At 33.2% G+C, this 12,158-nt stretch carries 15 protein-coding genes; 5 read left to right on the top strand and 10 right to left on the bottom strand.

The annotated features are described in order from the left end of the window. Positions 1-58: 58 nt before the first annotated feature. The gene (locus G9F71_RS09860) at positions 59-604 is read left to right on the top strand and encodes a hypothetical protein (RefSeq protein WP_164948437.1); all 546 of its coding nucleotides are present in this window, start codon (positions 59-61) and stop codon (positions 602-604) included. 19 nt (positions 605-623) lie between these two features. On the opposite strand, the gene G9F71_RS09855 is transcribed toward G9F71_RS09860, so the two are convergent. The 6 genes from G9F71_RS09855 to G9F71_RS09830 all read right to left on the bottom strand — a co-directional run bounded on the left by G9F71_RS09855 (position 624) and on the right by G9F71_RS09830 (position 6,388). Then, positions 624-1,217, bottom strand: a complete 594-nt coding sequence (locus tag G9F71_RS09855; protein WP_164948438.1) for a manganese efflux pump MntP family protein — start codon at positions 1,215-1,217, stop codon at positions 624-626. A gap of 450 nt (positions 1,218-1,667) precedes the next feature. Beyond that, on the bottom strand, positions 1,668-1,997 hold the full coding sequence (locus tag G9F71_RS09850) for a hypothetical protein (protein WP_224626295.1): 330 nt from the start codon (positions 1,995-1,997) through the stop codon (positions 1,668-1,670). 201 nt (positions 1,998-2,198) lie between these two features. Next, a complete protein-coding gene (locus tag G9F71_RS09845) occupies positions 2,199-3,188 on the bottom strand; it encodes a transposase family protein (protein WP_224626293.1) in 990 nt (329 codons plus the stop codon). Beyond that, positions 3,181-4,083: a Druantia anti-phage system protein DruA gene (locus G9F71_RS09840; RefSeq protein WP_164952548.1), complete on the bottom strand. Its 903-nt coding sequence runs from the start codon at positions 4,081-4,083 to the stop codon at positions 3,181-3,183. The genes G9F71_RS09845 and G9F71_RS09840 overlap by 8 nt, the downstream gene beginning before the upstream one ends. Before the next feature lie 213 nt (positions 4,084-4,296). After that, positions 4,297-5,676: a sensor histidine kinase gene (locus G9F71_RS09835; RefSeq protein ID WP_164952504.1), complete on the bottom strand. Its 1,380-nt coding sequence runs from the start codon at positions 5,674-5,676 to the stop codon at positions 4,297-4,299. Position 5,677: 1 nt separating this feature from the next. Continuing rightward, positions 5,678-6,388, bottom strand: coding sequence for a response regulator transcription factor (locus G9F71_RS09830; protein WP_164952505.1), 711 nt, complete (start codon positions 6,386-6,388; stop codon positions 5,678-5,680). Positions 6,389-6,555: 167 nt separating this feature from the next. Here G9F71_RS09830 and G9F71_RS09825 point away from each other — a divergent pair, with 167 nt between their 5' ends. Genes G9F71_RS09825 through G9F71_RS09815 form a run of 3 tightly spaced genes read left to right on the top strand, consistent with a single transcriptional unit; the run spans position 6,556 to position 8,827 of the window. Further along, the gene (locus G9F71_RS09825; RefSeq protein ID WP_164952513.1) at positions 6,556-7,317 is read left to right on the top strand and encodes an ABC transporter ATP-binding protein; all 762 of its coding nucleotides are present in this window, start codon (positions 6,556-6,558) and stop codon (positions 7,315-7,317) included. Then, on the top strand, positions 7,314-8,048 hold the full coding sequence (locus G9F71_RS09820; protein ID WP_164952506.1) for an ABC transporter permease: 735 nt from the start codon (positions 7,314-7,316) through the stop codon (positions 8,046-8,048). The genes G9F71_RS09825 and G9F71_RS09820 overlap by 4 nt, the downstream gene beginning before the upstream one ends. A 14-nt stretch (positions 8,049-8,062) precedes the next feature. Further along, complete coding sequence (locus G9F71_RS09815; protein ID WP_164952507.1) at positions 8,063-8,827, top strand: ABC transporter permease; 765 nt, start codon at positions 8,063-8,065, stop codon at positions 8,825-8,827. 134 nt (positions 8,828-8,961) lie between these two features. Here G9F71_RS09815 and G9F71_RS09810 read toward each other — a convergent pair whose 3' ends face one another. Continuing rightward, the gene (locus tag G9F71_RS09810) at positions 8,962-9,282 is read right to left on the bottom strand and encodes a hypothetical protein (protein ID WP_164952508.1); all 321 of its coding nucleotides are present in this window, start codon (positions 9,280-9,282) and stop codon (positions 8,962-8,964) included. 160 nt (positions 9,283-9,442) lie between these two features. Continuing rightward, positions 9,443-9,973 (bottom strand): DUF2500 family protein, encoded by a 531-nt coding sequence (locus tag G9F71_RS27575; protein WP_164952509.1) that lies wholly within the window; start codon positions 9,971-9,973, stop codon positions 9,443-9,445. Between the two features lie 338 nt (positions 9,974-10,311). Here G9F71_RS27575 and G9F71_RS09800 point away from each other — a divergent pair, with 338 nt between their 5' ends. After that, entirely contained in the window at positions 10,312-10,890 is a 579-nt protein-coding gene (locus tag G9F71_RS09800) for a C40 family peptidase (protein ID WP_164952510.1), read from the top strand. Between the two features lie 21 nt (positions 10,891-10,911). On the opposite strand, the gene G9F71_RS09795 is transcribed toward G9F71_RS09800, so the two are convergent. Continuing rightward, entirely contained in the window at positions 10,912-11,670 is a 759-nt protein-coding gene (locus tag G9F71_RS09795; RefSeq protein ID WP_164952511.1) for an N-acetyltransferase, read from the bottom strand. Positions 11,671-11,940: 270 nt separating this feature from the next. Then, positions 11,941-12,153 (bottom strand): DUF3955 domain-containing protein, encoded by a 213-nt coding sequence (locus G9F71_RS09790; protein WP_164952512.1) that lies wholly within the window; start codon positions 12,151-12,153, stop codon positions 11,941-11,943. Between the last annotated feature and the right edge of the window lie 5 nt (positions 12,154-12,158).

The following is a 12,158-nucleotide window of genomic DNA, read 5'->3' as shown; positions in this document are numbered from 1 at the left end:
TCTGTGTTATATTAAGTTGGTCTAATAAATACCAGAGAAACATAAGGGGGAACTTGTTATGAAAATCAAAGCAATAATAGTAGCAGTAGCCGTAGCCGCCGTATTTACGGGGTGTGCTAAGAAAGCAGAACCAACAATTGCAACCAAAACAGATGTTGTTACATCGGCATCTTTTACAAAGGATCCAGAGATTTTAGTTAAGGGAATGGGCAAAGATGGGAATTGGATTATTGGTATAACTGATAATATGACTACAAAAGATGAATTAGTATTAGAAGGTGACAATTTCAAGAAGGCTGATAAAAAGGATCCAACAAAAAAAGTTCTCGCTGGCAAACATCAATTAGTTCTAATGGCTCGAGATGATAAGAAAGTGACAACTGCAAATTACACTTTAACTGCAAAAAGATTAACTGTTAAAAGTAAAAATGGTAAAATTGAAGGTGGAACCTTCAAAGGTGATGTTTATGTCGAATCTACAGGCTTTAGTCTAGAAGCTGCTAAAATTGATGGTAATATCTACTTTGCTAATGAAGATGATAAAAAATCATTTAAAATGGATGATAAATCTTCTGTAACTGGAAAGCAAGAAATAAAGAAATAATTTCTTACGATTCTTATCCCTAAAAATTGATCAATCCTAAATGATTAAGCAAAAGTTTAGTTCCCATAATTATTAAAATGAGCCCACCTCCAAATTCTGCTTTTGATTTATATACTGCACCAAATACATTTCCTATCTTTACACCGATCATTGACAATGTAAAAGTAACAATTCCAATAAAGGAAACTGCTAAAGCAATATTTACTTTAAGAAAGGCAAAGGTTATACCTACCGCTAAAGCATCAATACTTGTTGCAATTGCTAAAACAGACATATTTTTAAAATCAAGGGAATCATCCCTATCCTCATCAGTCAAAGATTCAACTGCAATCTTACATTTACTTTTTCTCGAATCTATAATCATTTTTATACCGATAAATCCAAGCAGTACAAATGCTATCCAATGGTCAATAAATGTAATTTTATCTTGAAACTGTATTCCTAAATAATAGCCAATCAAGGGCATACCTGATTGAAATGTTCCAAAATACAAACTTACAATTCCTGCTTTCCTAATACTAATTCTCTTCATGGATAATCCTTTACAAATAGCTACTGAAAATGCATCCATTGATAAACCAATTGCGATAACAAACAATTCAAGTAAACTCATGATTTATTCCCCTTTATCTAAATTTTAGTTACAAAAAAAGACTTATCTGCAGTCTTTCTCTGCAGATAAGTCTCGTTATTTAAAATAAAGCCAGATAAATCTTATCAGTATGTTGACTTTATTGCACAATTTTTTTTGTGTTAACTACTCCCCTATCTTATTAATAAGTATATAATATAATACATATACTGTCAATATATATAATGTTTGGTCAGAGCTGAAGCATGATTTTTTTTAAAAGCACTAATTTCATGTTAAATTATGAATTACTGGTATTGTTTTTAATTTTGCGTAATTATTCTTGCTAAAGTAACCTTCATTATATTATTATTTTTAGCCATTAGTAAAAAAATGAACGACAAAAATGCCCTCAAAAGAGTGGCTATAATCATTTGCATTCATTTCACTCCACCTCCCTACGGGCGTAGCCCTTAAGAACCAATGCGAGTTTTATTGTCTAACTAATCTCCACTGATAACTATCGTCTTTTGATATTGCCGACAGGCGTACCATATCAAGCATATATCCTGTACATGCTTTGAAAATAAAAGTTATTAGACCACGTATACCTAGCCCATCAACCTTTTCTGCTAAAAATTCACTGTTTACAAGTAACACATTTATGAATCTACCTATTTTCATAAGATTATGAAATCCAACCATAGCATTCCAATTGTAGGAAAAGCAGTGTTCATATTGGTATCCTTGATGTTTCACTACAAGAAAATTATTTTCAATTTTCCAACGATACCGACCAATTTTAATACAACGATTTTCCACATTGCTTTTCGTAAGCTCTTTCCCAGATATCCAGATATATCTAGTCGATTTTGATTCAATTTTACCAGTAGTTCTACTTGTTTCTTCCCAAGTTTCTTCACAGGTTACTACGTTTAGTATTGTTTTTTTTCTACCGCTATCACCATATGTATATTCAACATCATTAATCCACCTATAAACCTGATTTCTAGCTCCACAATTCTACTTAATTGTATTCTCTGGAGTAAGTCTTATAAGCCCCATCGCTTCTTTCCAAGTATCTTTCATTGATCCTTCCTTGAATACAAGCATAAAATCCCAGCCATAATCACGGCAGATTTTTATTACAGGTCCACAAGCGTAAAGACCATCCATTGTTACTGCAATCTTAAGTTTTGGAAATCTTGCCTTTATCTTTTTAGAAAACCGATAAAAAGCTTTGCGCTCACAGTCTTGTTTATCAGAGCTAACATCTTTATATTCATCGTTGTTTAAAAATTCGCTCATTAATGGTAAAGTTATCCCATTATCAAAAATAACCACTGCCTCTAGCACGTATACATAATATTGTTCTTGTTTTTCTTTACCAACATGTCGCTCCAAACATTCTTGTGACCATTTTTCAGTTCTCATGAATTTCTGAGTGCCATCTATAGCTATGACATATCTCTTATTTATCAAATGATTTTTAAATTTCTTTTTTTTAATAAGTTCTTCAAATAGCACCAACATACTTTCTTCTATTTCTTCCACCTTTATTTTCTCTAAAAGTCTGCTTAATGTATCTGAATGTGGCATAGTTTCAAACTCTGGAAACATAGCTTTCATGTTATCAAAAAATATTGGTGAACTGATTTCTTTATTAGCATTTCTTAATGAAGACATATTATATACAAACATCAATATTCCGTATATCATAAGTACTGTTAAACTATGTTTTGTTTTCTTAGTTTGTCTTGGGTCTTTAATTTTGCTTAAATTTTTAAGAAGTGTTGGTAACAACCTTCTATAAACCTTTAGAGCTGCTTCTGTGGTTTCTTGCCTATCTACCATTTCTTCCTGAGCTTTGTTGTAGCTACATTTTTTATTAGCTATATTTCTTTTTTTTCTATACTCCTGTCTTGAAATAGTAAATCCTTTTGATTCTAATTCTTTAATTTTAAGGTCTTGTTCCTGTTTTCTTTTTTTGTGTCGTTCTTCTGTTCTATTCATCAGGGTTCACCACCTTGCATGGTTTAAGTCCTTTAAGACAATCCTTAAAATCCTTTTGCAGTGGATACATATAGATAGCTTTTGGTGGTAGCTGCATTTCTTTTTTTCTGTCCATTCTGCCACGACCTTTGGTTTCACCTAAATAAGTCCAATTTGAGGCCTTATAGCATGTACCCGCAAATTGAGAAGTATCTACAAATGTCTCTAATAACACTGGCGCATAACAATATTCTCTTAGCCAATCTTTTTGAATTTGCTTTATAGATAAAGCTAATGCTTTGCTTGCTAAATTTTTGATATTAACCCAAGGAAATATTAAAAATCTACTGTTATTCAGTATAAAATGAAGCCTTACATTTTTATCTTCAATATTCCATCCTATCCATTCATCACGTGGTTTAAGTGCCCACGCTGACGCGGAAAATTGAAGACACCCAAGCTTCTTGTCTCCACTTTTAACAAAATAGTACAATCTAGAACCAAATACCTGCCTATCTCCCAACATATGATAATCATTAACATATTTTCTCCATAGTTTCAATTGGGCTCCGGCTCTTGCAATCTCTAATTTTATTGGTTCAAACTCTTTTAAATCCCCTACAATAGAGGATGTATCTATATAAAAGTTCGGTATTATTGATACTGATACTTTTTTTGACTTAATAATTACAGGTGGCAATTCAATAATTCCAGCTTTTTCTAACTCCACTAGAAATGCTACGCATTGAGGTGTTTTGGCTCTTCCAGCTGGCGTAGTCCAGTCTAAAAACTCGCATACAGTACCTGCTAATTCTTTTCTTGATAAATGCGAATATTTTTTTCGTGTCCATTTGATAAGATCTATATCTTCAGATGTGAAATTTCGTCCGGAGGATGCCATAATAATATTGTCCATATTGTGCCCCACCTACCTTTCCAATATTATCATAACATTTGAGCTGTGATGTTGTCCAGGGGCATTTAAGAAAAAGTTTTTCAAAAAAACTTTGTAGCCCTTGCTACACAAGGGCTATATTTTTATGCTTCAGCTCTGATGTTTGGTTTTCAAAATTCATTCTCCATATTGGTCATTTCAACAGTTACTTCGCAATTTTTACTAATTAGGCCATTATGCAACCTCTATTCCAAATACAACCTTAGTGCAAAACCCCTTGTTAGGCTTTGAGCTAATCATCACCTTGCCTCCGTGTAATTCCACAATTTGTCGTACAATCAGGAGACCCATACCGTGTTGCTGGGTTAGAGGATTGTCCCCCATTATATAATGTTTTTTTGCTTGTATTTTTATAAGCTCCTGGGCAGATAAACCCACGCCATCATCAGCAATTTCAATGCTCAGCTGATTGTTTAATTGCAGAGATATTTTAACTGATATATTACACCCCTCTGGATTATGAGTAATGCTGTTTTGTATCAGGTTAGATATAGCCCGTATAATTAGCCTTTCGTCGCCATGCATACAGTTGTCCGCCTTGACATCTGCTACCCACAAATCAATAGAATAGATATCTTCCAGACCATTATTCAGAAAATCAGCAATCACAGTCCGTATGATTTTTATGGGATATAATTTTATAAATTGAGTAGATGACACTAGATACTCCAAATTAGAAAAAAGATTCAGATTATCCACCAGTTCTTTGATTTTTGTGCTCTGCCTAAGAATAATTTTTGCTTGATCTCTGCACTCAGGCGAAATACTTTTATTGCTCCATAATTTGTCTGCATAACCCATGGACATGGTAAGTGGAGTACGAATATCATGAGAAACCCCTGCAATCCAATTAGCCCTCGAGGAGTCCTTCTTTTTCAACATTAAGGATGCCTGATTAATACTTAAGATAACTTCGGATAATTCGCCGTCCTGTTTCAGGTTCACTGGTTCGCCTTTGGCAAGTGATTGCAAGGATATAACAAGGGGACTTATTGCCTTGTTTAGTCTCAATTTGGAATAAGAATATATCCCAAACAACATTAACACATCACAAAAAGCAAGAACAGCAATACCTATAGGAAGTGTTTTTATCACATCAATTGGAAAATAGTTAGAAGAAATTTTCATAACACTATCCTTAGGGTATCCAATTACTAACAACCCATCACTATGTTTCCATACAAATACTGGATAATCTTCAAGATAGTATCTTGAAAACTGTGCTACATCCGCTATTGAGTAGTGGCGTTTTATCTCTTTTGGCAAGTCAAAATCCCATACTACCTCACCATTATTATCCATAAGCATAGACCATATTCCCCTACTTTCCAACTTATTTAAAATAGTCTTATCAATAATGTATTTATTGTTTTTATAAGATAGTGAATATGCTGTCTTTTCAGCCATTTTAGCTGGGGATAAACTTTCCGAATATGTTTTTAAACTACGCTGAAATAAAAGGACTAGGAGAACCATATTCACAATGATAAGCAACAAAATAAAACCAGAAAAGGCGATAAAGTATTTTTTAAGCAATATTGCAAAGCTTCTCATGTTACTTTCCTCCGTCCTCTATTATCAGCTTATATCCAAGCCCCCTTGTGGTAATCAATGAAACAGGGTGTGATGGATCATTTTCAATTTTTTCTCTAATTCTCCTGATGTGTGCCATCAGTGAATTTTCATATCCAAAGTAATTGTCTCCCCAAGCCGCTGTACATAAGGCATCAATGGTAAGGATACGATTGGCATTTTGATATAAAGCAAACAGTAGTGCATATTCTTTTGCCGTTAAAGGAATTTCCTCACCCTTCTTTTGGACTTCGGCTTTTTCAAAATCAATAATACTACCCACCAAATAAGCTATATTGCTTTCTGCTTTATAGCAACGACGAAGAATAGCACTTAGCCGTAGCGTCAATTCTTTTGGCAAAAACGGTTTGACAATATAGTCATCCGCACCTATACCAAGGCCACGAAAGCGATCTTCCGATTCGCCTCTGGCTGTCAAAAAAAGAACAGGAATATCTGACTTTTTTCTTATTTGCTTCATAAATGAGAACCCATCCCCGTCCGGTAGCATAACATCCAAAATTAGAAGTTCTGGTTCATAGGATGCGAACTTGCTTAGGGCCTCCGTTACTGATACCGCGGTTTCGATATTCTTATACCCATCATCTGTCAAAATTGATTTTTCCATATTTAACAATTCCAGTTCATCATCAACTAGAAGAAGTCTTTTTGTTTTTATATAATCATCATTCATAGACATAATTCTCCAATCTAATACATCATTGTGCTATGTTTATTATAGCATTTATCTACCAATTTTTTAAATGTGGTCCTTAAAAGTAAGGTAAATGTAAGGTAACGAGAATTCTACTGTAAGCTTCGCTTGATATACTGATGTCAAACGAAAGGAGTTTATCTTATATGAATATTATTGAAACCAATGATTTAACAAAGCAGTACAAAAAATTCACGGCAGTTGAAAGCATCTCCCTTCATATACCCAAAGGAAGCATATACGGGTTTTTGGGTCCAAATGGTGCAGGAAAATCCACCACAATGAAAATGCTTCTCGGATTAACAGCACCAACCAAGGGAAATTTTCACATTAACAGAAAAACCTTTCCCGCAAGCAGAGAGGAAATATTAAAAGGAGTTGGTTCCTTAATCGAAGCTCCTGCTTTTTACGGAAATCTTACTGGTGAAGAAAATTTGGAAATCATCCAGTCTATTCTTGGCCTAGAAAAAAGCAGCGTTGGCGAAGCATTGGAACTAGTAGATCTTACGGAGTTTAAGGATAGACTAACTAAAAAATATTCACTTGGCATGAAGCAGAGGCTGGGGCTCGCATCAGCGTTAATAGGCAGACCTCCAATTTTGATTTTAGATGAACCTACAAATGGACTTGATCCTGCTGGAATTCATGAAATCAGAAACCTAATTAAATCATTGCCTGCTATTTACGATTGCACTATACTGATTTCTTCTCATATGTTGTCAGAAATCGAACTACTGGCAACTGATATAGGCATTCTAAATCATGGTAAACTGCTATTTGAGGGTAGTTTTCAGAATTTAAAAACCCATGCAGTGAAACGTGGTTTTTCCATAGAACATCTTGAGGATACCTTTCTTGCAATGATAGATGAGGATAATTTTTTAAGAAAAAGGAGTGCCTTAAAATGATGCTCCCACTTGAACTTAAAAAGCTGAAACGATCTGGACTAGTACCAGTTATGCTACTTGTTGGTGTTTTAGGTGCACTTTATGCCCTTGCAAATCTTGTAATACGAAAGGATTCACTGTTTTCACTGCCACTTCCTCCTATGGTCCTCTTGCTAACTCAACTTTACGGCATAATTACGGTGCTTAATCTATTTAGTATCATTGTGGCAAACTGCATTATTTACAATATTGAGTATCAAGGTGATGCATTAAAAAAAATGGCTACACTGCCTATCAGTATTGTGAAAATGTATCTCTGTAAACTTGCAATTATTTTAGTCTTATTGTTTCTTTCAATACTGATTCAAAATGTTGCTATTGCTTATATTGGCATAAATTATCTTCCAAAAAATAGCTTTGACATGAATGCTATGATAGTTTTTGCATTGTATAGTTTTGTAATTGCCTTGCCAGTACATACCTTTATGTTACTCATATCTTCACAAATTTCAAATATGTGGATTACACTAGGTATTGGCGTTCTAGGCTTTTTAAGCGGAATGACCACCGCTATGTGCAATAGTCCTTTATTTCTATTAAATCCTTTTACCCTAATTATGAAGCCCGCCATGGCAACGGCAGAACTAGCTTCCGTAAGCCCTGATATGACTGTATTGATTATTTCCATTACAATGACAATCTTACTAATAACCATAGGTATTATCTTGGCCAAGAGGAAAAAATATGAATAGGAGGACAAGTTATTATGAGTTTTTTACATCTAGTTTCAAACGAATTTAAAAAAACCAAAGGTTCAAAAATAATATTATTACTGATAATTGCACCACTGCTAATGGCCGTGTCTGGTGTATCAAGTTTGAAAATGTATTTGTCGGAAAATTATGTTGGAGCATGGTCTGCCATGTTTGTACAGAGCGCCCTAGGTATGGCTTATTTCCTTATTCCACTTTCTATGATAGTGCTATGTGTTCTACTATCACAACTTGAACTGAAAAACAATGGTATTTTAAAAATGCTAGCTCTTCCTGTAAGCCGCGCTAAATTAGCATCGGCAAAGCTTGTAGTTTTAATCAGTTATTTAGGTGTGCAACTTTTTATATTCTTCCTTTTCTTTATAGTGGCAGGGCTTTATACCACCCATGTAACAAAAGTTTCCGAAGGGATACCTGTGCTCTATATTCTTAAATGGAGTGCAATTTTAATGCTTTCTGCTATTCCGGAAGTCACTATTATGTGGATGATAACTACAATTATTGAAAAACCGATTTTATCTATGGGCCTTAACCTACTCTTCGTAATACCTGCCGTATTAGTTGGAATTACCACCTTATGGACTGCCTATCCATTTTGCTATAGCGGTGTTATGGTATCAATTGAGATGCAACGGATTGCGCAGGGTTTAACAATTTTAGATTTTGACATTTACAAACTGCTTTTGTGTGCTATTCCCATCCTTATTTCTTCAGTATTGATTACTTTATGGCGGTTTGGCAAAAATGAGATGACCTAAATAAAATAGAAGTTGTATAAAAACATGTGATTAAAAAATGAAGGATAGGAGCTAACCCCCTATCCTTGATACTTATCTACTAATTAACAATTAGAAATAATTCTCACACCTTTTAATTGATAATCAGAATAAATTTACAAATAATATATTTTCCCACTGCATTTTACTTCTGAGTCTTCTTCATACTCTTCATAATCAATATATGCACCTTTAAGCTCTATAACATTTTCCTGTATATCAAATGCTTCTATACTTATAGTTTCTATTACATTATTTTCATTAACACAGGTAGCCAAGGATTCATAATAATCTTCTTCTGAATTATATATAATTACTGTATTTAATATTCTAAATCTTTTTCCCCTTCTAATCATTCTATCCTCACTTAAAATTTCTTCAGATCCAACTTTTTCTACTCCATCATTGTTTTTTTTGTCTTTAAATAAAAAACTCATTTTTATTACTCCCTTTCTAAAAAGTGCTGCACACGTTGCAAATGGCAAGTTCTTATTCTAAACCATATCTGCATAACTTCAGAATTTTACAATTTACCTTTAAATGTCGTTAAAATCATTTTATTGCCTCAAATGAATCTGGAATAGTGCTGATTACCTCCTAATCTATTGATGTAAGATCAAACCCTATAAATCTATTTAATCTTCCCTGTTTATATTTTAAAATCCCCTTATTCCCTTCAATGATTGTGGCATAGTATTTAGGAATAACAACAAAAATCATTTCAACCTCATTATCCGTTTCAAATATTAGATTATACTTATACCCAACAGATGAAAATCCCATATAGCTTCCAGACATCTGCATAACTGATTCTTTTGACTTTAATCTAGCATTAACAGCAATAATAGGTTTAGTGCATAATACTATCTCTTCGTATATAAGTGTTACAATCATAAGCGTAAATACAACACCTAAAAAGGAACCTATAAAAAAGAACATTATATCGTCACGATTAATAGACTTTAAAGTTTCATTCACAGATACAATTTCAGGCATGTCCAGATTAGAAGTTAGAAGCTCCAACGGCTTATAAAAACACGTGAAATATACAATTATTGTTATACTGTATAAAATTAATATTATTATTCCTCGCTTTACCGTAAAAAAACCACTTTGACTTCTTGACACTTAAATCCTCTCCCCTACTATTTGGTGCCACCCACGTGGCAAGTGGCAAGTTCTTACTAAAATTATGGTTAAATATAATTTATAATAAAACTTCTTAAACATCTCCTTTCTCCTTATGAATCATAATAATTTATTTGTCTTTAAAATTGTATTGATTTCATACTACCACATTCACATTGCTAAATTAGGTGAATAATGTCACATTAAAATTAAAATTGCTCTACCCTACTGGAGGCAACAAAAAAATAATAGATAAGCATTAAACATTTTAGAATATTATTTGAATTGGTACAGTAATTTAATATAAGGTATTTTAAATCACCAGATGGGGAGAAATTATGAGAACAACTCTAAAAAAAAGAAATCCAATTGCGCTTTGGCATGTAACCTTTATTCTTTTAACAGCACTAATATATATGATTTTTATTGTTTTCTCAAATTTTGAAACTCCACTAAACAAGCCCCTATATATTGCAAATGGAAAGCAATACCATGCATTAGCAACTGGAAATGATTTAGTGTCCTATTCAAATGGATTTTTAGGGATGCAGTATTTATGGGGCGGTACAACACCAGCAATATCTGACACTACTGGGAAGTATACAAGTGGAGGATTCGATTGTTCAGGGTTTGTTCAGTATATCTACAAAAACTTTGGGATAGATTTGCCTAGAACATCTATGGACCAGATAAACCAGGGAACATCCGTTACTATAAATAATCTTGAAAAGGGGGATTTAGTTTTTTTTATGACAAATCCAGCTCTACCCCATGAAGTTTCTCATGTTGGAATATATATTGGGAATAATAAATTCATACATTCTCCTAACGCCTGCGATGTTATAAAAATATCTGAATTAACTGGGTATTACAAAGATAAATTTATAATAGGTAAAAGAATGATTAAATATACGTAATCATTCCCCTGTATTTCAAAATTATAAACCCTTTCCCTCAAGGAATTTTATGAACTTACTGTCCGATAATATTTCATTGGTTACAAATTCACCCTCGTAAAAAAGACTATATGTTGTAAATGGTGAAGGTGCATTCTGTGCCTCATCTTTTGTTTGATACTTTAATAAAGCGAAGTTAATACCTTTTGCCTTAGCAATTTCAGCAATCAAAGGTGCGTATTTTTCAGTGTGTGGACATTGGTTTGAATAATATAAAACTATACCCTTCTTATCAGTTATCCCGTCTTTACAGCACTCCTTAAATTTTGGTTTTTCTGTGTTTTTTTCAAAAGGAAGATACAATAGTTCAAAGTATGGCTTCGCTGTGTCACATACTTCAAACCCTTTATATTTCAAGTATTTAGGATCCGATAAAAAGGGCATTTTCTTTTTTGATGAAAGAACGGCTAGACCTTTTTTACCCTTGAGCTTTGCATCACTTATACATTCTTCTAGCAGCTTATTTGCATAACCTTGCCCTTTAAATTTCCCTGAAACCCAAAAACAGTTTATAAACATATATTCCTCAGCTATTATTGGGCACCATGCATTTTCAGCAGGTATATATTCAACAAATACCTTTCCCCGTACATCAAGCTTTTTAAAGATAAGTCCATCATTGTAGCACCCTTTTAGCCAAGCTTTTTTAGATGAAATACAACATTCACCTTTTTTATCAGTGATTGCACAACAAATGTGCTCAGTATCAATATTTCTATTATCAACGTTTATAATATTCATTTTCATTTACCTCTCTCTCTAAAAGTATTACCATTTGGTGGTAAGTTCTTATTCTTAACTAAACTTACTGCAAAATTTTACATTCTATTTTTAAAATTTTCATTAACTCCATTTTATCATATTAACTTTGCTAAATTAAGATAATATTGTCACATTAGAAATTAAAAATGATACCGCCCTACTGGCAAGTCTCAATAAAAAATGGATAAGCACTAAATGCCTATCCATCATTTAAATCAAAAATTTCAATTTAAGTCCAAATATTTATTTTTAATTTTTTTTAGAGTTCCGAGAGAATGACACTATGCTTACTGCTGGTACAAGAATTATACCAATAGCCAAGAATAAATAACTCATTGGTATTAAATAAAAGGGTTCTAAAAGAGTACCATCTGGAGCGACTTCAGATCCGATTATGTTATAGGCAACCATACAAGCAGCTCCTATAATAAATGGTATTAAAGTTAAATATTTTTTCTTCATTGCAA

Source organism: Clostridium sp. FP2, from assembly GCF_011065955.2.
Lineage (GTDB): Bacteria > Bacillota > Clostridia > Clostridiales > Clostridiaceae > Clostridium_AD > Clostridium_AD tagluense.
This window is presented reverse-complemented; position numbering and strand designations above follow the sequence as displayed.